Origin of the sequence: Baumannia cicadellinicola str. Hc (Homalodisca coagulata) (genome assembly GCF_000013185.1) — a bacterium.
In the GTDB taxonomy this organism is placed as follows: domain Bacteria; phylum Pseudomonadota; class Gammaproteobacteria; order Enterobacterales; family Enterobacteriaceae; genus Baumannia; species Baumannia cicadellinicola_E.
Map to the genome: position 1 here is coordinate 505,346 of NC_007984.1, position 23,206 is coordinate 528,551.

Genomic DNA, 23,206 nt, shown 5'->3' on the forward strand with positions numbered 1-23,206 from the left:
AAATGGGCAAAACTACCAAGCGGATGCGTATGATCAGTAATCAAATAGATCGTACTAAACAATATAATATACATGAAGCAATTCCTTTATTAAAGGATCATGCTACGGTAAAATTCATTGAAAGTCTTGATGTAGCAGTAAAATTAGGTATTAATGCACGTAAATCTAGTCAAAATATACATAGCGCAACTATACTTCCTCATGGAATTGGTCGTAGTATTAAAGTAGCAGTTTTTGCTCAAGGTATCAATGTATCAATAGCAGAAACTGCTGGAGCTGATTTAGTAGGTATGGATAATTTAGCTGCACAAATTACAAAAGGAAACATAAATTTTGACGTCGTAATTGCTTCTCCAGATACAATGCATCTTGTAAGTACATTAGGTCAAATATTAGGTCCAAAAGGTATGATGCCAAATACTAAAACCGGTACCATTACACAGAATATCGCTTTAGCAATTAAAGAAATTAAATCTGGTCAGATACGTTATCATAATGATAAAAATGGCATAATTCATACAACTATAGGTAAAATTAACTTTGAATCTTATCAATTAATAGAGAATCTAGAAGCTTTATTAAGAGCGCTAAAAAAAGATAAACCTTTGCAAACTAAAGGGATATATTTTAAAAAAATCTGTTTATCTACTACTATGGGACCTAGTTTAACTATAGATCAATGTAGCTTATCTACACTTGTAAAGTAGATAAATTGCTATTAGCTAGTAAGTTACTAGTAACTAATAAATAAAATTTATTAATCTCTATTTTAGTTTACTATATGATAATTATATTATATTGATGCTTTTTACCGTTATATATAGTAGTAATTTAAGTAAGTTCCAGGCTAGGAAAGTGTGCTTAGCTAAATCCAGGATAAAATCTTATGGCACTTAATCTTCAAAATAAACAAGCGATTGTTACTAAAGTTAAAGAATTTGCTAAAAGTGCACTATCTGCTGTTGTTGCAGATTACCGTGGTATTACAGTAAATGAAATTACTGAACTACGTAAAGCTGGTCTAAAAGTAGGTGTAAAAATGATTGTAGTTCGTAATACTCTCATGCTTCGTATTATTGAAAATACTCCTTTCTTATGTTTAAAAGAGACTTTTATTGGTCCTACCTTAATTGCATTTTCGACAGAACATCCTGGTGCAGCAGCACGTTTATTGAAGAATTTTGCTAAAAATCACAAAAAATTTAATATTAAAGCAGCAGCTTTTGAAGGAGCTATTCTTGCAGCATCACATATTGATCAGTTAGCAAACTTACCAACTTACGAAGAAGCTGTTGCTAAGATGATCTATCTGATGAAAGAAGCTGCTATAGGAAAATTAGCTCGTCTTTTGGTAGCATTACGTAACCAAAAAAGCGAAACGGCATAAAATAATATTTACCTTGATTTTAGGAATCAATTGCTATGTCCCTTACTAAAGAACAAATTTTAGAAGCCGTAGCCAAAATGTCTATTTTAGATATTACAGAGCTAATTTCTATGATGGAACAAAAGTTTGGTGTATCTTCTATCAATACTATAGTACCTACCTCTAGCCCTGCTGAAACTGTTGAAGAGAAAACAGAATTTGATGTTGTTCTCACTAATATTGGTGCAAATAAAATTGCAGTTATTAAAGCAGTACGTGGAGTTATTAGTTTAGGTTTAAAAGAAGCAAAAGACTTAGTGGAATCTGCACCAATTACCCTAAAAGAAAGTATAAGTAAAGATGAAGCTGCAGCTTTAAAGAAAATTCTAGAAGATGCAGGTGCTTCTGTTGAAATAAAATAATTTCTCTTATCAGTATATACTGAGTAAAGTCGGATAACTTTGCATTAAGTTAACCGACTTTCTAGAAAAATAAATTTCCTATAAATTAATAAATTATTAATTTAATAACTAATATAGAACTGTCTAGGGCAGACATAGTGGTTAGTCTACTAGTCAGCTAGCTAAGGAACCCTATGCTTTATTCCTACACCGAAAAAAAACGCATTCGTAAAGATTTTGGCAAACGTTCACAAGTCTTAGATGTCCCCTATTTACTTTCTATACAGCTTGAATCTTTTCAAAAGTTTATTGAACGTGATAATGAAGGTCAGCATGGACTAGAAGCTGCTTTTAGATCTGTGTTTCCCATACAAAGTTATAGTGGTAACGCTGAATTACAATATGTTAGTTATCACTTAGGTGAGCCTGTGTTCGATGTTAAAGAATGTCAAACAAGAGGTTTAACATTTTCTGCTCCACTACGCGTAATTTTGCGTCTTATCATTCGTGATGCCACAACAGAAACTCCTATTAAAGAACAAGAAGTATATATGGGTGAAATTCCTCTTATGACGGAAAATGGTACGTTTGTTATTAATGGAACTGAGCGTGTAATTGTTTCTCAGTTACACCGTAGTCCTGGTGTTTTTTTTGATAGTGATAAGGGTAAGATACATTCATCAGGTAAGGTTTTATTTAATGCACGTATTATTCCTTATAGAGGATCATGGTTGGATTTTGAATTTGACCAGAAAGATCACTTATTTGTTCGTATTGACCGCCGCCGTAAATTACCGGCAACGATTATCTTACGTGCATTGCAACTTAGCACTAACCAAATTTTAGATACCTTCTTCGAAAAAGTTATTTTTCATCTAAATGATGAACATATACAAATGGAACTAGTTCCTGAGCGTCTACGTGGAGAAACTGCTTCATTTGATATTATAGCCAATGGTACTATATATGTTAATAAAGGTCGTCGTATTACAGCACGTCATATTCATCAGTTAAAAATAGATAGTATAGATCGAATTAATGTTCCTAGAGAATATTTAGTAGGTAAAATTATAGCAATAGATTATATTCATGATAATACTGGTGAAATTATCGTCCCTGCCAATATAGAAATTACGCTAGAAATACTAGATAAATTAGGTAAAGCTAATTTTAAACGTATTGAAACATTATTTACTAATGACTTAGATCATGGTGCTTATATTTCCGAAACATTACGGATTGATTCAACTAGAGACAGGCTTAGTGCACTAGTCGAAATTTACCGTATGATGCGTCCTGGTGAGCCACCAACACGTGAAGCAGCAGAAAATCTTTTCGAAAACATTTTTTTCTCAGAAGATCGTTATGATCTATCAGCGGTAGGTAGAATGAAATTTAATCGTGCTCTTTTGCGTGAAGAAATAGAAGGATCAGGTCTGTTAAGTAAAAGTGATATTATCGAAGTAATGAAGAAACTGATCGATATTCGTAACGGTAAGGGTGAAGTAGATGATATCGATCATCTTGGTAATCGTCGTGTTCGTTCTGTCGGTGAAATGGCCGAAAATCAATTTAGAATTGGTCTAGTTCGTGTTGAACGTGCCGTAAAAGAGCGTTTATCTTTAAGTGATCTAGAGAGTTTAATGCCACAAGATATTATCAATGCAAAGCCAATCTCAGCAGCAATTAAAGAATTTTTTGGTTCCAGTCAGCTATCACAGTTTATGGATCAGAATAATCCACTTTCTGAAATTACTCATAAACGTCGTATTTCCGCATTAGGACCTGGAGGATTAACTAGGGAACGTGCTGGATTTGAAGTACGTGATGTACATCCGACTCATTATGGAAGAGTGTGCCCAATTGAAACTCCAGAAGGACCTAACATTGGTTTAATAAACTCTCTATCGGTATACGCAAAAACTAATGAGTATGGTTTTTTAGAAACACCATATCGGCTTGTACATAACAGTGTAGTGACTGAAGAGATTCATTATTTATCTGCAATTGAAGAGGGTAATTTTATTATAGCTCAGGCTAATACTAATCTTGATGACAAAGGTAATTTTGTAGAAGAGCTAGTTACTTGTCGTCATAAAGGGGAATCAGGGTTCTTTAGTCGTGAAAAAGTACATTATATGGATGTTTCTACTCAGCAAATAGTTTCAGTAGGTGCCTCGCTTATTCCATTTTTAGAGCATGATGATGCTAATCGAGCTCTAATGGGAGCTAATATGCAACGTCAAGCTGTACCTACCTTGCGAACTGATAAACCATTAGTCGGTACTGGTATGGAACGTATTGTAGCTGTTGACTCTGGAGTAACAGTTGTAGCTAAACGTGGTGGCATAGTTCAGTATGTTGATGCTTCTCGTATTGTTATTAATGTTCACTCTGATGAAATGTATTCAGGTGAGGCAGGTATCGATATTTACCATATGACAAAATATATTCGTTCTAATCAGAATACATGCATTAGTCAAAAGCCTTGCGTCACATTAGGGGAACTAGTAGAGCGTGGTAATGTCTTAGCTGATGGTCCATCTACCGACCTAGGAGAATTAGCATTAGGACAAAATATGCGTATTGCCTTCATGCCTTGGAATGGTTATAACTTTGAAGATTCTATGCTCGTATCTGAAAGAGTAGTGCAAAAAGATTGTTTTACAACAATTCATATCCAAGAATTAGCATGTATGTCACGTGATACGAAATTAGGGCCTGAGGAAATTACGTCGGATATACCTAATGTAGGTGAAGCAGCATTATGTAAATTGGATGAGTCAGGAATTGTCTATATTGGAGCTGAAGTTACTAGTGGAGACATATTAGTAGGTAAGGTAACCCCTAAAGGTGAAACTCAACTGACACCAGAAGAAAAACTATTGCGTGCTATTTTTGGTGAAAAAGCATCAGATGTTAAAGATTCATCATTAAGAGTACCAAATGGTTATTCGGGTACAGTGATAGACGTACAAATTTTTACCCGTGATGGTGTTAAAAAAGATAAGAGAACTCTAGAAATAGAGGAAATGCAGTTACAACAAGCAAAAAAAGACCTTACAGAAGAGCGACGTATCTTTGAAGCTGCTTTATTTACTCGTATTCGTCATGTACTAGGTTCTGATATTACTAATATAGATATAGTTAAAATTTTAAAATTAAAACGAGAAGATTGGTCTCAATTTAATATTAAAGATAACAATAAATATTGTCAGTTAGAACAACTAGCTGAGCAGTATTACGAGTTAAATAAAGTATTTGCAAATAAATTAGAAGAAAAACGGCGCAAAATTACTCAAGGTGATGATTTATCCCCTGGTGTTTTAAAAATAGTAAAAGTTTATATTGCTGTTAAAAGGCAAATACAACCTGGTGATAAAATGGCCGGTCGTCACGGTAATAAAGGGGTTATATCAAAAATCAACCCAATTGAAGATATGCCATATGATGAAAAAGGTATACCAGTAGATATAGTTTTAAACCCATTAGGTGTGCCTTCACGTATGAATATCGGTCAGATTCTTGAAACTCATTTAGGAATGGCTGCTAAAGGTATTGGTGATAAGATCAATAAGATGTTGAAACAACATAAAAATGCTGAACAACTACGTCAATTTATTCAAAAAGCTTATGATATAGGCGATCAAGTAAGACAAAAGGTTAATCTAAATCTTTTTTCTGACCAAGAAATATTATTGTTAGCAGAAAACTTAAAACATGGTATGCCAATGGCGACTCCAGTGTTCGATGGCGCTAAAGAAAAAGAAATCAAACAAATGTTGCAATTAGCAGAATTACCAGTATCTGGTCAAATCACTTTATTTGATGGTAGGACTGGTGAACCATTCGAACGACAGGTGACAGTAGGTTATATGTATATGTTAAAACTTAATCATCTTGTTGATGATAAGATGCATGCTAGATCAACTGGCTCTTATAGTTTAGTAACTCAGCAACCACTTGGTGGTAAGGCACAGTTTGGTGGTCAGCGTTTTGGTGAAATGGAAGTTTGGGCATTAGAAGCTTATGGTGCGGCATATACTTTACAAGAGATGCTAACAGTTAAATCAGATGATGTTAATGGTCGCACAAAAATGTATAAAAATATTGTTGATTGTAATCACACTATGGAGCCTGCAATGCCAGAATCTTTCAACGTTCTATTAAAGGAAATTCGCTCTTTAGGTATTAACATTGAGCTAGAAAAAAATTAATCATGTTATGTTAGATATAAATATTTTATTTCTAATAATACATTAGAAATTTTACTATACTAATCTAACTCTAAAAAGAGCAAAAGCCGTGAAAGATCTATTTAAACTGCTGAAAGCACAAGCTAAGACTGAAGAATTTGATGCAATAAAAATTGCACTAGCCTCGCCTGATATGATTCGTTCCTGGTCTTTTGGTGAAGTTAAAAAACCTGAAACGATAAATTACCGTACTTTTAAACCTGAACGTGATGGTTTATTCTGTGCACGTATTTTTGGACCTGTTAAAGATTACGAATGTCTATGCGGTAAGTATAAGCGTTTGAAACATCGTGGTGTTATTTGTGAGAAGTGTGGTGTTGAAGTTACCCAGACAAAAGTCCGTCGTGAACGAATGGGACATATTGAGCTTGCTTCTCCAACAGCACATATCTGGTTTTTGAAATCTTTGCCTTCACGTATTGGATTATTGCTGGATATGCCTTTACGTGATATAGAACGTGTGCTGTATTTTGAGTCTTACGTTGTGGTTGAAGGTGGTATGACTTATTTAGAGCGTAATCAAATATTAACAGAAGAGCAATATTTAGATGCCCTAGAAGAATTTGGTGATGAATTTGATGCAAAAATGGGCGCGGAGGCAATTCATCATTTATTGAAGAACATGGACCTTGAGCAAGAATGCGAACAATTAAGAGAAGAGATCGTAGATGTTTCTTCGGAAACAAAACGTAAAAAACTAACTAAACGCATTAAATTACTCGAGTCTTTCGTACATTCAGGTAATAAACCTGAATGGATGATTTTAAATGTACTACCAGTATTACCACCTGATTTACGCCCATTAGTACCGCTAGATGGTGGACGTTTTGCTACATCTGATCTTAATGACTTATATCGTCGTGTAATAAATAGAAATAACCGTCTTAAAAGATTACTAGATTTATCAGCACCAGATATTATTGTGCGTAATGAAAAACGTATGCTGCAGGAAGCTGTAGATGCATTGCTAGATAATGGAAGACGTGGTCGTGTTATTACTAGTTCTAATAAACGGCCTTTAAAATCTTTAGCAGATATGATTAAAGGAAAACAAGGTCGTTTTCGGCAAAATTTACTCGGAAAGCGAGTTGATTACTCTGGACGTTCCGTAATTACAGTAGGTCCATATTTACGTTTACATCAATGTGGTCTTCCGAAGAAAATGGCACTTGAGCTATTTAAGCCTTTTATTTATGGTAAGCTTGAAATTTGTGGCCTTGCGACAACTATTAAAGCTGCAAAAAAAATGGTAGAACGTGAAGAAGCTGTTGTTTGGGATGTTCTAGACGAAGTTATTCGCGAGCATCCAGTAATGCTTAATAGAGCACCTACCTTACATCGATTAGGAATACAAGCATTTGAACCAGTTCTAGTAGAAGGTAAAGCAATTCAACTACACCCATTAGTTTGTGCTGCATATAATGCTGATTTTGATGGTGATCAAATGGCAGTGCATATTCCGTTGACGCTTGAAGCACAGTTAGAAGCTCGTGCACTCATGATGTCTACTAATAATATTTTATCACCTGCTAATGGCGAGCCTATTATTGTACCATCACAAGATGTAGTACTAGGATTATACTATATGACTCGTGATCGTGTTAATAGTAAAGGTGAAGGTATGATATTAACTGGTCCTAAGGAGGCAGAAAAGATTTATCATGCTGGAATAGCTGAACTACATGCACGTGTTAAAGTACGTATTACTGAATACGAAAAGATTGATGATAATGAGTTAGTTGAAAAAAAACAGATCATAGATACCACTATTGGAAGAGCTATACTATGGATGATAGTACCAAAAGGTTTACCTTTTGATTTAGTTAACCAGGTACTGGGAAAAAAATCTATTTCTAAAATGTTAAACACTTGTTATCGTATACTAGGTCTCAAACCAACTGTAATTTTTGCTGATCAAATTATGTATACTGGTTTTGCTTATGCTGCCCGTTCTGGTTCATCAGTTGGCATAGATGATATGGTCATACCTGCTCATAAAGCAGAAATTATAGATGATGCTGAGAATGAAGTAGCTGAAATTCAGGAACAATTTCAGTCTGGTTTAGTAACTGCCGGTGAGCGATATAACAAAGTTATTGATATATGGGCTGCGGCAAATGAACGTGTAGCAAAAGCTATGATGGATAATCTTTCGACTGAAGTTGTCCTCAACTGTCATGGGAAAGAAGAATTACAAGTTTCATTTAATAATATTTTTATGATGTCTGATTCTGGTGCACGAGGTTCGGCAGCGCAGATTAGACAGTTAGCAGGTATGCGTGGACTAATGGCTAAACCTGATGGTTCAATTATTGAAACTCCAATTACTGCTAACTTCCGTGAAGGTTTAAATGTACTACAATACTTTATTTCTACACATGGTGCTCGTAAAGGGTTAGCTGATACTGCACTTAAAACAGCAAATTCAGGTTATCTAACTCGTAGATTAGTTGATGTTGCACAAGATCTAGTTGTTACCGAAGAAGATTGCGGAACTTTATCTGGTATTGTTATGACTCCAGTCATCGAAGGTGGTGATGTTAAAGAATCATTACGTGAAAGAGTACTAGGTCGTGTCACAACTGAAAATATACTACAACCAGGTAAAACTGATATTCTTGTAAAACGGAATACACTACTTAATGAACAGTGGTGTGATATATTAGAAGAACATTCTGTAGATAATATTAAGGTTCGTTCAGTAGTTACCTGTGATGCTGATTTTGGGGTATGCGCATATTGCTATGGACGTGATTTAGCACGTGGTCACTTAGTAAATAAGGGAGAAGCAATTGGAGTGATTGCTGCACAGTCTATTGGTGAACCTGGTACACAATTGACTATGCGTACTTTCCATATTGGTGGTGCAGCCTTCCGGGCTGCAGCAGAATCAAGTATTCAAGTCAAAAATCATGGAATTCTTTGCCTTGTTAATGCTAAATTTGTTATTAATAGTGCTAATAAAATAGTTATCACCTCTCGTAATGCTGAGTTAAAAATTAGCGATGAATTTGGCCGTACAAAAGAAAGTTATAAGGTACCATATGGTGCTATAATGGCTAAAGGTGATGGAGCTAATATTATTAGTGGAGAAACTATTGCAAACTGGGATCCTCATACAATGCCAGTTATTACTGAAGTCAATGGTTTTATTCGATTTACTGATATGATTGAAGGCCAGACGATTATTCGCCAAACTGATGAGCTGACTGGTTTATCTTCTATCGTCATATTAGATACTGCAGAAAGAACTAGTAGTGGTAAAGATTTACGACCGGCTCTTAAAATTGTTGATGCTAATCAACAAGATATACTTATTCCTGGTACCGACATGCCAGCACAATATTTTTTGCCCGGTAAGACTATAGTACAGTTAGAGGATGGTACTAAAATTACTAGTGGTGATACTCTTGCACGTTTACCGCAAGAAACTAGTGGAACTAAAGATATTACGGGTGGTTTACCGCGTGTAGCTGATTTATTTGAAGCAAGAATACCAAAAGAACCAGCTATTTTGGCCGAAGCTAGTGGTATTATTTCTTTTGGTAAAGATACTAAAGGAAAACGACGCTTAGTAATATCATCATTACATAGTAATGATAGTTATGAAGAAATGATTCCTAAATGGCGTCAACTAAATGTATTTGAAGGAGAACGTGTAGAACGTGGTGATGTTATTTCTGATGGACCAGAATCACCGCATGATATTCTACGGTTACGTGGTGTACATGCAGTTACTCGCTATATCATTAATGAAGTACAAGACGTATATCGTTTACAAGGTGTAAGAATTAATGATAAGCATATTGAAGTTATTGTTCGTCAAATGCTACGGAAAGCTACTATTATTAATGCTGGTGGATCTGATTTACTAGAAGGTGAGCAGGTAGAATACTCAAGGATTAAGATTATTAATCGCCAGTTAAAAAGCGAAGGAAGACAAGAAATTACCTATGTACGTGATCTATTAGGAATAACAAAAGCATCATTAGCAACAGAATCTTTTATATCAGCTGCTTCATTTCAGGAGACTACTCGTGTACTCACTGAAGCTTCTGTAGCAGGAAAACGTGATGATTTACGTGGTCTAAAAGAAAATGTTATTGTTGGACGATTAATACCTGCCGGTACCGGTTATGCTTATCATCAGGAGCGAGCACGCTATTCTAAGCATAGGGAAGAAGCATTAGATATGCAACAAATAACAGCTGCTGATGAAGCTTCTGCTAATTTAGCTGAATTATTAAATTCTAGCCTAACTAATCATAAGCATTAATTAAGAATTTATAGATTATGTGTGTAACATTAAAATCATTAAATACATTTGGTCTTAATGTTAATGCACATAAAATAGTAATAGCTCATAATGAATTTGATTTACTGCTACTATGGAAGCAGTCTGTACAACTTAATAGACCAGTATTACTATTAGGTAGAGGCAGTAATGTTCTATTTCTAGAGCATTATGCTGGTACAGTATTATTAAATCGCATTAGAGGAATAAGTATTCGTGAAGATGATGAAGCATGGTATTTGCATGTTGGTGCCGGTGAATTATGGCATGATTTAGTGGTATATACTCTTAAAAAAAAGATACCAGGATTAGAAAATTTAGCATTAATACCAGGATATATTGGTTCAGCATCAATACATAATATTGGTGCTTATGGCGTAGAATTAAAAAATATATGTGAATATGTAGATGTTTTACAGCTAGATAATGGTGAAAAACATCGTTTTAGTGCCGTAGATTGTCAGTTTAGCTATCGCAATAGTATTTTTAAGCAATATTATAGAGAAAATTATGCGATAGTAGCTATCGGATTACGATGTAAAAAAAGTTGGCAACCAGTACTAAACTATGGTGATTTAAAATACCTTGATGCATCGTATGTAACACCATATGAGATTTTTAATCTAGTTTGTACTCTGCGTAAAAATAAATTACCCGATATTACTAAGTTTGGTAATGCTGGTAGTTTTTTTAAAAATCCTATAGTAGATGCTAACATTCTATCTAAATTACAAGCTAATTATCCTAATATTCCATATTATCCACAAAATAATGGTCAAGTAAAAATTTATGCTGGATGGCTAATAGATTATTGTAATCTAAAAGGTTATACGTTAGGTAATGTTGCTGTATATGAAAAACAAGCATTAATATTAATTAATATTGGCTATGCTAGCGGCATAGAAGTAGCTGCTTTAGCTAAGTATGTGCGCTATAAAGTTGCAGAAAAGTTTGCAATTTGGTTAGAACCAGAAGTTCGTTTTATCGGGGCACAAGGAGAGATAAATGCAGTTACTGCTTTATCATAATATGAATAAAATAACAGGACCACTAAATATAATTCGGATTATATCTGATGGAAATATTTATTCTATTGAACATTTATGTGACTTACTTCATATAAATACGCTAGTTATTAATCAATATATTAAAATAATACATGAATGGGGTATTAATTTATGTGCTATACAACAAAAAAATAATAATTACTCTTTTTATTTAAAAAAACCATTATATCTTTTAGATGAACAAATAATACAAGCAATGCTTATAAAAGGAAGCATTCGTGTATTACCAGTAATTAATTCAACTAATCAGTATCTAATAGATAATCTAAAAAAACTACAATCTGGAGATGCTTGTGTTGCAGAATATCAATTTAATGGACGTGGAACACGAGGTAGTAGATGGATTTCTCCATTTGGTTATAATCTTTATTATTCAATTTATTGGCGTTTCGAACATATTCAACTATCATCTTTAATTCATATTAGTTTGATAGTAAGTATTGCTGTAGCAGAAATGCTCCAAACATTAGGAGCTCATAATATACAAGTAAAATGGCCAAATGACTTATATTTTGATAAACGAAAATTAGCAGGTATTCTAGTAGAAATTACCAGTGACAATCGTAATTTAACTCATGTCGTCATTGGTGTAGGCATTAATCTCAATATGCCTTTAATAGTAAAGAAGTGGATTAATCTACAAGAATTAGGAATTCATATTATGAGAAATATTCTTACAGCAAAATTAACTCAAGTACTACATAATGCTTTAATATTATTTGAACATGAAGGTTTAGCTCCTTTTATCTTACGTTGGTCTCAGTTCAATCCAACTAACCAACCCCTCCGGCGTGACAGGCCGATATTCTAACCAACTGAACTACCGCACCAATAAGTTAATTAAAGATATTGTCTGGTAGTTTCCTACTCTCACATGGAAAAATCCATACTACCATTGGCGCTACGGCATTTCACTTCTGAGTTCGGTATGGTATCAGGTGGTACTACCGCGCTATATCTACCAGACAAAAAAATAGAATAAAATATTTTAGGTGTTATGAGGTTAAGTCTCACGGGTCATTAGTATCGGTTAGCTCAACATTTTACAATGCTTACACATCCGACCTATCAACGTTATAGTCTTTAACGTCCCTTTAGGAGGCTAATTAAGCCTCAGGGAAGATTCATCTTGAGGCAAGTTTCCCACTTAGATGCTTTCAGCGGTTATCTCTCCCGCACATAGCTACCGGGCAATGCCATTGGCATGACAACCCGAACACCAGAGGTGCGTCCACTCCGGTCCTCTCGTACTAGGAGCAGCCCCTCTCAATCTTCCTACGCCCATGGCAGATAGGGACCGAACTGTCTCACGACGTTCTAAACCCAGCTCGCGTACCACTTTAAATGGCGAACAGCCATACCCTTGGGACCTGCTTCAGCCCCAGGATGTGATGAGCCGACATCGAGGTGCCAAACACCGCCGTCGATATGAACTCTTGGGCGGTATTAGCCTGTTATCCCCGGAGTACCTTTTATCCGTTGAGCGATGGCCCTTCCATTTAGAACCACCGGATCACTAAGACCTGCTTTCGCATCTGCTTGAATTGTCACTCTTGCAGTTAAGCTAGCTTATGCCTTTGCACTAACCTCACGATTTCCGACCGTGATTAGCTAACCTTTGTGCTCCTCCGTTACTTTTTAGGAGGAGACCGCCCCAGTCAAACTACCCACCAGACACTGTTCTCAATCCGGATAACGGACTTAAGTTAGAACATTAAACATCAAAGGGTGGTATTTCAAGGATGGCTTCATGTTAACTAGCGTCAACACTTCAACGCCTCCCACCTATCCTACACATTAAGGTTTAACATTCAGTATCAAGCTATAGTAAAGGTTCACGGGGTCTTTCCGTCTTGCCACGGGTACACCGCATCTTCACGGCGAATTCAATTTCACTGAGTCTCGGGTAGAGACAGTCTGGCCATCATTACGCCATTCGTGCAGGTCGGAACTTACCCGACAAGGAATTTCGCTACCTTAGGACCGTTATAGTTACGGCCGCCGTTTACCGGGGCTTCGATCAAAAGCTTTTGACACTTTATCAATTAACCTTCCGGCACCGGGCAGGCGTCACACTGTATACGTCCACTTTCGTGTTTGCACAGTGCTGTGTTTTTAATAAACAGTTGCAGCCAGCTGGTATCTGCGACTAGCTTCAGCGTAGGGAGCAAGTCCTTTCACTTACATGCTAGTGTGCCTTCTTCCGAAGTTACGGCACCATTTTGCCTAGTTCCTTTACCCGAGTTCTCTCAAGCGCCTTAGTATGCTCTACCTGACTACCTGTGTCGGTTTGAGGTACGAATTAATATAACCTGAAGCTTAGAGGCTTTTCTTGGAAGCATAGCTTCAATTCCTTCACCACCGTAATGGTTTGTCATCACGCCTCAGTGTAATAAAAGCGGATTTGCCTACTTTTCACCTATACGCTTAAACCGGGACAACCGTTACCCGGCGAACCTAGCTTTCTTCGTCCCCCCTTCGCAGTTACATTAAGTACAGGAATATTAACCTGTTTCCCATCGACTACGCTTTTCAGCCTCATCTTAGGGTTCGACTTACCCTGCTTCGATTAACGTTGAACAGGAAACCTTAGTCTTTCGGCGAACGGGTTTTTTACCCGTTTTATCGTTACTTATGTCAGCATTCGCACTTCTGATACCTCCAGTAAACTTTACAGTTTACCTTCACAGGCTTACAGAACGCTCCCCTACCCAGCAATATATAACAAATATTGCTGCCGCAGCTTCGGTATATGATTTTAGCCCCGTTACATTTTCCGCGCAGGCCGACTCGACCAGTGAGCTATTACGCTTTCTTTAAATGATGGCTGCTTCTAAGCCAACATCCTGGCTGTTTAAGCCTTCCCACATCGTTTTCCACTTAATCATAACTTAGGGACCTTAGCTGGCGGTCTGGGTTGTTTCCCTTTTCACGATGGACGTTAGCACCCACCGTGTGTCTCCCGTGATAGCATTCTTTAGTATTCGTAGTTTGCATTGGTTTAGTAACCTATAATAGATCCCGAGCCAAAACAGTGCTCTACCCCTAAAGATGAATTCACGAGGCGCTACCTAAATAGCTTTCGGGGAGAACCAGCTATCTCCCGGTTTGATTGGCCTTTCACCCCTAGCCACAAGTCATCCGCTAATTTTTCAACATTAGTCGGTTCGATCCTCCAGTTAGTGTTACCTAACCTTCAATCTGCTCATGGCTAGCTCACCGGGTTTCGGGTCTATATCCTGCAACTTAACGCCCAATTAAGACTCGGTTTCCCTACGGCTCCCCTATATGGTTAACCTTGCTACAGAATATAAGTCGCTGACCCATTATACAAAAGGTACGCAGTCACACAATCTATATGCTTCTACTGCTTGTACGTACACGGTTTCAGGTTCTATTTCACTCCCCTTACCGGGGTTCTTTTCACCTTTCCCTCACGGTACTAGTTCACTATCGATCAGTCAGGAGTATTTAGCCTTAGAGGATGGTCCCCCTATCTTCAGACAAGATACCACGTGTCTCGCCTTACTTTTTGAGCTCACAGAAAATACATTTTCGAATACAGGGCTATCACCTTTTATTACTGGACTTTCCAGACCATTTTTCTAATGTATAAACTGATTATGGCTCTAGGCTATTCCCTCTTCGCTCGCCACTACTAAGGGAATCTCAGTTGATTTCTATTCCTCAGGATACTTAGATGTTTCAGTTCTCCTGGTTTGCCTTGTTAAGCTATGAATTTACTTAACAATGACGCTATTAATAGCGTCAGGTTTTCCCATTCGGAAATCGTCGGCTAATAATGCTTCCTATCAGCTAACCGACGCTTTTCGCAGATTAGCACGTCCTTCATCGCCTCTGACTGTCAAGGCATTCACCGTGTACGCTTTAATTACTTAACCTCACAACCCTAAAATATTTTTTTCAATTGTTAAAGAGCACTAAATAGTCTAGTAATATTTAATATTAATAATATGTATTTGTCTCGTCCCCTAGGGGACTTGAACCCCTGTTGCTGCCGTGAAAGAGCAGCGTCCTAGACCACTAGACGAAGGGGACATTAAATAAATGCTTTGATCTAGATATTTATTAATTATTATTCTAGTAATAGATAATTTGTGTGAACACATCGCAATCTTTATCTTACTTTATTTATTAAAAATTAAAGTTAAGGAGGTGATCCAACCGCAGGTTCCCCTACGGTTACCTTGTTACGACTTCACCCCAGTCATGAATCACAAAGTGGTAAGCGCCCTCCCGTAGGTTAAGCTACTTACTTCTTTTGCAACACACTCCCATGGTGTGACGGGCGGTGTGTACAAGGCCCGGGAACGTATTCACCGTGACATTCTGATTCACGATTACTAGCGATTCCGACTTCATAGAGTCGAGTTGCAGACTCTAATCCGGACTACGACGCACTTTATGAGTTTTGCTAGCTCTTGCGAGATTGCTCCCCTTTGTATGCACCATTGTAGCACGTGTGTAGCCCTACTCGTAAGGGCCATGATGACTTGACGTTATCCTCACCTTCCTCCGGTTTATCACCGGCAGTTTCCTTTGAGTTCCCGACCGAGTCGTTGGCAACAAAGCATAAGGGTTGCGCTCGTTGCGGGACTTAACCCAACATTTCACAACACGAGCTGACGACAGCCATGCAGCACCTGTCTCAGAGTTCCCGTAGGCACTAAAACTTTTCTGCTTTATTCTCTGGATGTCAAGAGTAGGTAAGGTTCTTCGCGTTGTATCGAATTAAACCACATGCTCCACCGCTTGTGCGGGCCCCCGTCAATTCATTTGAGTTTTAACCTTGCGGTCGTACTCCCCAGGCGGTCGATTTAATGCGTTAGCTTCGAAAGCTATAACTCAAAGGTTACAACCTCCAAATCGACATCGTTTACAGCATGGACTACCAGGGTATCTAATCCTGTTTGCTCCCCACGCTTTCGTACTTGAGTGTCAGTTTTCGTCTAGGGAGGCGCCTTCGCCACTGGTATTCTTCCAGATCTCTACGCATTTCACCGCTACACCTGGAATTCTCCTCCCCTTTACGATACTCTAGCTAGCTAGTTTCAAATGCCATTCCCAGGTTAAGCCCGGGGCTTTCACATCTGACTAAGCAAACCACCTGCATACGCTTTACGCCCAGTAATTCCGATTAACGCTCGCACCCTCCGTATTACCGCGGCTGCTGGCACGGAGTTAGCCGGTGCTTCTTTTATGAGTAACGTCAAATTATCTTCTTTTTAAGAAGACAACTTTCTTTCTCATTGAAAGTGCTTTACAACCCTAAGGCCTTCTTCACACACGCGGTATAGCTGCATCAGGGTTTCCCCCATTGTGCAAGATTCCCCACTGCTGCCTCCCGTAGGAGTCTGGACCGTGTCTCAGTTCCAGTGTGGCTGGTCATCCTCTCAGACCAGCTAGAGATCGTTGCCTAGGTGAGCTATTATCTCACCTACTAGCTAATCTCATCTGGGTTCATCTAATGGCATGAGGCTATACTATATAATATAGTCCCCCATTTTGGTCTTACGACATTATGCGGTGTTAGCTACCGTTTCCAGTAGTTATCCCCCTCCATTAGGTAGATCCCCAGACATTACTCACCCGTTCGCCGCTCGCCGACAAAATTCTATAAAATAGAACTTTTCGATGCCGCTCGACTTGCATGTGTTAAGCTTACCGCCAGCGTTCAATCTGAGCCATGATCAAACTCTTCAATTAAGAAGCTTGATACTCAAACAAAAATAATATAGGTACTATTAGTTATAGTACTATACTAGTATTAGTATTTGAGATTAAATTTACTGATATTAATTGCGTGTGTCCACACAAATTATCTACTTAATTGTTAAAGATCAAAATCTTATTTACGATTAATGCATATTATACTAATATAAGTATGATATATTTTTAATATTAGTCAAGTCTTTATTTTAGATATTATAGCTAATATATACCTTTATTATCTTATTTATAACTAATATTTATAATATTAGTTTATGTATATCATTAAAACCATACTGAAGCAAGTATGGTTTTAGTAATTTTATTTTATTATTTATAATAGGACAGTAAGTTTTATTTATTGTAAATATCGATGATTGATTACTATTAATGAATTTTTACTTAGTACTTAGTAAATCTACAATAGTTCCTTCGTAAATTTTTGCTGATAGGCCAATAGATTCATATAGTGTAGGATGTGCATGAATTGTCATTGCTATGTCTTCTGCATCACAGCCCATTTCTATAGCTAAAGAAATTTCTCCAAGCAATTCACCTCCATTAGTACCTATAATTGCACCACCTATAATTTTTCGTGTATTTTTTTCAAAAATTAATTTAGTCATTCCATCCTGACTATAGGATGTTATAGCTCTACCAGAAGCAAACCAAGGAAAAATAGATTTTTCATAGTTAATATTCTTATTTTTTGCTTCCTTTTCAGTGATTCCAGTCCATGCTACTTCAGGTTCTGTATATATAATAGAAGGAATAACTTTTGGATCAAAATAACTAATTTTATCAGCTATTACTTCAGCAGCTACATAACCTTCATGTATTCCTTTATGTGCTAACATTGGTTGACTTACAATATCTCCGATAGCATAAATATGTTTTATATTAGTTCGCATTTGCTTGTCTACGGATACAAAACCAAAATCATCAACCTTAATGCCGATTTGTGTAGTATTTAATAATTTTCCGTTTGGTATACGACCAATAGCAATTAATACAACATCATAATATTGTATATATTTTTTGTTATCTTTTAGCAAAATTTCAACAGCAATTCCATTTGTTCTTGGTTCTATAGCAGTTACTTTAGTTTCTAACATTAATTTAAATTTATTTCTAATATGTTTATTAAACAAATTAGCTATATCTTCATCTGCAGCTGGAATTATTTGATTTGACATTTCAATTATATCTATTTCTGAACCTAAAGTAGAATAAATATAAGCCATTTCTATACCAATAATACCTCCACCGATTACTAGCATTTTTTTAGGAATAAAAGGTAATGTTAATGCATCAGTAGAGTTCCAGATTCTTGGATCCTTAATATTAAGAAAAGGTAATGTTATTGGACTCGAACCAGTAGCAATAATAGCATTATCAAAAATAACATTTGTTATATGATTATTATTATTAATGATGATGTTTTTATCATTAATAAATTTTCCATAACCGTTAATAACAGTAATATTGCGTTTTTGAGCTAGATTGTATAAATTTTTTGTTAATTGATTAATAATTTTATCTTTCCAAATACGTACTTGATTTAGATCGGCTTTTATTTCGCCAAATAATAATTGATGCTGACTTAGTACCTTAGTTTCTGTTATGACCTTAGCTATATGTAATAAAGTTTTAGATGGAATACAACCGACATTAAGACATACTCCACCAAGTTTTGAATAGCGTTCAACAAGTATAGTTTGTAAACCTAAATCAGCACAACGAAAAGCAGCTGAATAACCAGCAGGACCAGCACCAATAATAACTACATTAGTTTTTAATGTATTATTCATTATAGCCTCTAACTATTAGATAAATATTTATTAGATATTTATCTTTAATTAAAATTAATCACATAATAAAAAGACGTATATCTGACATAATGTGACCAATAAAATTAATAAAACGGGCCCCATCACCACCATTGATTACTCTATGATCGTAAGATAAAGATAGCGGTAATACCTGTAAAGGAATAAATTTTTCACCATTCCATACTGGTTTAAAATATGTTTTAGATACTCCCAAGATTGCAACTTCTGGAGCATTAATTATAGGAGTAAAATGCATACCACCTATATTACCTAAATTAGATATTGTAAAACAACTATCTTGCATATCAGATGGAATTAATTTGCCGGTATGAGCTTTTTGAGCTAGATTTATTACTTCCTGCGACAAAGTAATAATACCTTTTTTGTTTACATTATGACAGACCGGTACAAGTAAACCAGAGGGAGTATCTACTGCAATACCAATATTAATATATTTTTTACAAATTAATTTAGTACCATCTTCAGATAAAGAACTATTAAATAATGGAAATATTTCTAATGCTTTAGATACAGCTTTCATAACAAAAATTAATAATGTAATTTTTATATTTAATTTTTTTATTTCTTCTGTAGAATTTTGTTCTTTTCTAAATTTCTCTAATTTAGTAATATTAGCTTCATGAAATTGAGTAACATGAGGAATAGTAATCCAATTAGTATATAAATTGCTGCTTGATTTTTTTTGTATTGACCCTAATTGAATTTCTTTAATATCTTTAAACTGTAAGCGATTATTTTGTTTATTATTTGATGTAATGGGAATTATTTGTTTATCTGATATTTCATGACGATAAATAATATTTTTTATATATTTCTGAATATCTTCGCGTAAAATTCGTCCTTTTCTACCAGTTCCTTTAATATTATTTAAATTTATATTAAATTCTCGTGCAAGAGAACGAATTGCTGGGGTTGCATAAAAATAAGATTCATTTTGTAAATAATCATTTTTAATAGCTAACTTACAGTTTTCATTATTCTTTACACTTATAGTTGGAAGAATATTATGATTATTATTAGTTAATTGAATATTAGTATCAATATTCTCTTTTATTGTTAAGGGTATAGTTGCAGTTTCAATATCAAAGAGCATTATTAATGCTCCTGTACTAACTTTATCACCAATATTTATATTAATTTTTTTTACTGTTCCTGCAAATGGTGCTGGAACCTCTATTGAGGCTTTATTACCCTCTACAGTAATCAAGGATTGTTCAAAATTAACTTTATCACCTACTTTAACTAGTATTTCAGTTACTTCAACTTCATCTACTCCAATATCAGGTAATAGAATTTCAATAGTCATTATGTACCTCTTATGCTAGACGTGGATTTATTTTTTCAGTATCAATACCAAAATGCTTAATAGCTTTTGCTACAATATCGGTTTTAATTTCTCCGCTCTTTGCTAACTCCCATAATGCAGCAACTACTATATAGTAGGCATTTACTTCAAAGTGATTGCGTAAATTTTCACGACTATCAGAACGACCAAAACCATCAGTACCTAATACACTAAATTGATTAACTGGAATAAAATGTCTAATTTGCTCAGCAAATAGTTTCATATAATCAGTAGAAGCAACTACTGGAGCAGAATTTAAAATAGTCGTAACATATGGTACGCGTGGAGATTTTGTTGGATGTAACATATTCCAACGTTCACAATCTTGGCCATCACGAGCTAATTCAGTGAAAGAAGTAACACTATAAACATCAGAACTAATATTATATTCTTTAGAAAGAATCTGAGCAGCTTTACGTGCATGACGTAAGATAGCACCAGAACTCATTAATTGTATTTTTCCTTTTTTACCTTCAATAGTTTCTAATTTATAAATACCTTTGCAAATACCTTCTTCTACTCCTACTGGTATAGTAGGCATGGAATAATTTTCATTAAGTGTAGTTATATAATAATATATATTCTCTTGTTTTTCCCCATACATACGATTAATACCATCATGTATAATTACAGCTAATTCATAAGCATATGATGGATCGTAAGAAATACAGTTAGGAATAGTTAGTGATTGAATATGGCTATGACCATCTTCATGCTGTAATCCTTCACCATTTAAAGTAGTACGACCTGATGTTCCACCAATCAAAAAACCACGTGCTTGTTGGTCACCAGCAGCCCATAGTAAATCACCAATACGCTGAAAACCAAATATAGAGTAATAAATATAAAACGGAATCATTGGTAAGTTATTAGTGCTATAAGATGTAGCAGCAGCTAACCAAGATGCTGCTGCACCTAACTCATTAATACCCTCTTGTAAAATTTGGCCTTTATTATCTTCACGATAATAAGTAATATTATCTCGATCCTGTGGTGTATACTGTTGACCATTTGAGTTATAAATACCTATAGATCGAAATAATCCTTCCATACCAAAAGTACGAGCCTCATCGGCAATTATTGGTACTAATAAATCTTTTATTTGATTGTGTCTTAATAAGATTTGTAAAATACGTATAAAAGCAATAGTTGTAGAAATCTCTTTTTTTTGTTCTTCAAGTAATGATTTGAAATCATTTAATACAGGTAATATTAATTTTTTAGAAAAATTTTTTCTTCGACTTGGTAAGTATCCATACAATGCATCACGTTTTTTACGTATATATTCCATTTCTTCTGATTCTTTTGCAAAGGTAATATATGGTAATGATTCTATTTTATCATCAGTAATAGTATTTAAATTAAACCGATCACGAAAATAACGTAGTCCTGCTAAATCTATTTTTTTTACTTGATGAGCAATATTCATTCCTTCTCCAGTTATACCCATGCCATAGCCTTTTATCGTATGTGCTAAAATTACTACCGGTTTTCCATAAGAATTCTTAGCTTTGTGTAAAGCAGCAAAAATTTTAATTGGATCATGCCCACCACGATCTAGTGCCCAAATTTCTTCATCACTCATATCTTTTACTAGTTGAGTAGTTTCATGGTATTTACCAAAAAAATGTTTACGTATATACGCTCCATTTTTAGATTTAAACGTTTGATAATCTCCATCTAAGGTTTCATTCATTAGTTGAATCAGTTTTCCTGTTTTATCTTTGCATAGAAGTTTATCCCAACGACTACCCCATATTACTTTTATTACTTGCCAACCAGCACCATGAAAGATATTTTCTAGTTCATTGATAATTTTGCCATTACCTGTTACAGGACCATCTAAACGTTGGAGATTACAATTAATAACAAAGATTAGATTATCAAGTTTTTCACGAGCTGCTATATTTAGTACTCCCTTAGATTCTGGTTCATCCATTTCACCATCCCCTAAAAAAGCATAAACAGTTTGATTGCAAGTATCTTTTAATTCACGATTATGTAAATACTTAAGAAATTTTGCTTGATAAATAGCACAAATTGGTCCTAATCCCATAGATACTGTAGGAAATTGCCAGAAATCAGGCATTAGTTTGGGATGTGGATAAGAGGATAATCCTTGCCCATATACTTCTTGACGAAAATTATTTATTTGTTGTAATGTAATACGACCTTCTATGAAAGCTCTTGCATAAATTCCAGGAGAAATATGTCCTTGGAAATAAACTAAATCCCCACCATCTTTATTATTGCTCGCTCGAAAAAAATGATTAAAACATACATCATAAAGAGTAGCTGATGATTGAAATGAAGCTATATGACCACCAAGATCAAGATTCTTTTTTGATGCATGTAATACCATCATCATGGTATTCCAACGAATAGCAGAACGAATACGATACTCTAATTCTAAATTACCTGGATACTGCGGTTCATCTTCTACTGGTATACTATTTATATAATTAATATTAGGAGCATAATTATGCGATATTTTTACGCCATTATTATATACTTTATTGATAATTTTATTAATTAAAAATTGTGCACGATTATTACCATCTTTATAAATTACTGATTCTATTGCCTGTAACCATTCGCTTGTTTCAATAGGGTCTATGTCCTCATATAAATTTACTGACATAATCATATTCCTTATATTTACTTTATATATTTTATAATAATTTTTCTATTTATTAGAAAACATAAAATATTTGTACTATACAATATACGTATATAATTTCTAATATTTTCTATAAATATTAAATAGTAAAATTTATATATTTATGAGATAAAAATACACTATCATTATAAAAATATTTTTCTATATATAATAAATTATTTTTAATAAATATTTAAAATTAAATATATTTAATTTTTCATAATATTAATCAATA

Annotated in this window: 10 protein-coding genes, 1 tRNA gene and 3 rRNA genes; 7 read left to right on the forward strand and 7 right to left on the reverse strand. The window is 35.1% G+C overall.

Annotated features, from left to right (window positions below):
- The first annotated feature begins 2 nt into the window (after window positions 1-2).
- The 7 genes from rplA (at window position 3) to BCI_RS02505 (ending at window position 12,195) form a co-directional block, all read left to right on the forward strand.
- Window positions 3-707 carry a 50S ribosomal protein L1 gene (gene rplA / locus BCI_RS02475; protein ID WP_011520667.1) on the forward strand — a complete coding sequence of 235 codons (705 nt, stop codon included), beginning with the start codon at window positions 3-5 and terminating at the stop codon, window positions 705-707.
- Window positions 708-886: 179 nt separating this feature from the next.
- On the forward strand, window positions 887-1,387 hold the full coding sequence (rplJ, locus tag BCI_RS02480) for a 50S ribosomal protein L10 (RefSeq protein WP_011520668.1): 501 nt from the start codon (window positions 887-889) through the stop codon (window positions 1,385-1,387).
- Window positions 1,388-1,422: 35 nt separating this feature from the next.
- Window positions 1,423-1,788, forward strand: coding sequence for a 50S ribosomal protein L7/L12 (gene rplL / locus BCI_RS02485; RefSeq protein ID WP_011520669.1), 366 nt, complete (start codon window positions 1,423-1,425; stop codon window positions 1,786-1,788).
- Between the two features lie 173 nt (window positions 1,789-1,961).
- Window positions 1,962-5,984 (forward strand): DNA-directed RNA polymerase subunit beta, encoded by a 4,023-nt coding sequence (rpoB, locus tag BCI_RS02490; protein WP_011520670.1) that lies wholly within the window; start codon window positions 1,962-1,964, stop codon window positions 5,982-5,984.
- 88 nt (window positions 5,985-6,072) lie between these two features.
- Complete coding sequence (gene rpoC / locus BCI_RS02495; protein WP_011520671.1) at window positions 6,073-10,299, forward strand: DNA-directed RNA polymerase subunit beta'; 4,227 nt, start codon at window positions 6,073-6,075, stop codon at window positions 10,297-10,299.
- A gap of 17 nt (window positions 10,300-10,316) precedes the next feature.
- The gene (gene murB, locus BCI_RS02500; RefSeq protein ID WP_011520672.1) at window positions 10,317-11,345 is read left to right on the forward strand and encodes a UDP-N-acetylmuramate dehydrogenase; all 1,029 of its coding nucleotides are present in this window, start codon (window positions 10,317-10,319) and stop codon (window positions 11,343-11,345) included.
- A gap of 1 nt (window position 11,346) precedes the next feature.
- Window positions 11,347-12,195, forward strand: coding sequence for a biotin--[acetyl-CoA-carboxylase] ligase (locus BCI_RS02505; RefSeq protein ID WP_011520673.1), 849 nt, complete (start codon window positions 11,347-11,349; stop codon window positions 12,193-12,195).
- Window positions 12,196-12,235: 40 nt separating this feature from the next.
- Here BCI_RS02505 and rrf read toward each other — a convergent pair.
- The 7 genes from rrf to aceE form a co-directional block, all read right to left on the reverse strand.
- Window positions 12,236-12,350 (reverse strand): 5S ribosomal RNA (rrf, locus tag BCI_RS02510).
- A 33-nt stretch (window positions 12,351-12,383) separates the two neighbouring features.
- A 23S ribosomal RNA gene (locus BCI_RS02515) occupies window positions 12,384-15,286 on the reverse strand.
- Between the two features lie 84 nt (window positions 15,287-15,370).
- A tRNA-Glu gene (locus BCI_RS02520) sits at window positions 15,371-15,443 on the reverse strand.
- Window positions 15,444-15,553: 110 nt separating this feature from the next.
- A 16S ribosomal RNA gene (locus BCI_RS02525) occupies window positions 15,554-17,111 on the reverse strand.
- Together the 16S, 23S and 5S rRNA genes with 1 tRNA gene alongside form the textbook arrangement of a ribosomal RNA operon.
- Before the next feature lie 401 nt (window positions 17,112-17,512).
- A complete protein-coding gene (gene lpdA, locus BCI_RS02530; RefSeq protein WP_011520674.1) occupies window positions 17,513-18,925 on the reverse strand; it encodes a dihydrolipoyl dehydrogenase in 1,413 nt (470 codons plus the stop codon).
- A gap of 58 nt (window positions 18,926-18,983) precedes the next feature.
- Window positions 18,984-20,273, reverse strand: coding sequence for a 2-oxo acid dehydrogenase subunit E2 (locus tag BCI_RS02535; protein ID WP_041574901.1), 1,290 nt, complete (start codon window positions 20,271-20,273; stop codon window positions 18,984-18,986).
- A 10-nt stretch (window positions 20,274-20,283) separates the two neighbouring features.
- Window positions 20,284-22,953, reverse strand: coding sequence for a pyruvate dehydrogenase (acetyl-transferring), homodimeric type (gene aceE / locus BCI_RS02540; protein WP_011520676.1), 2,670 nt, complete (start codon window positions 22,951-22,953; stop codon window positions 20,284-20,286).
- Window positions 22,954-23,206: the final 253 nt, after the last annotated feature.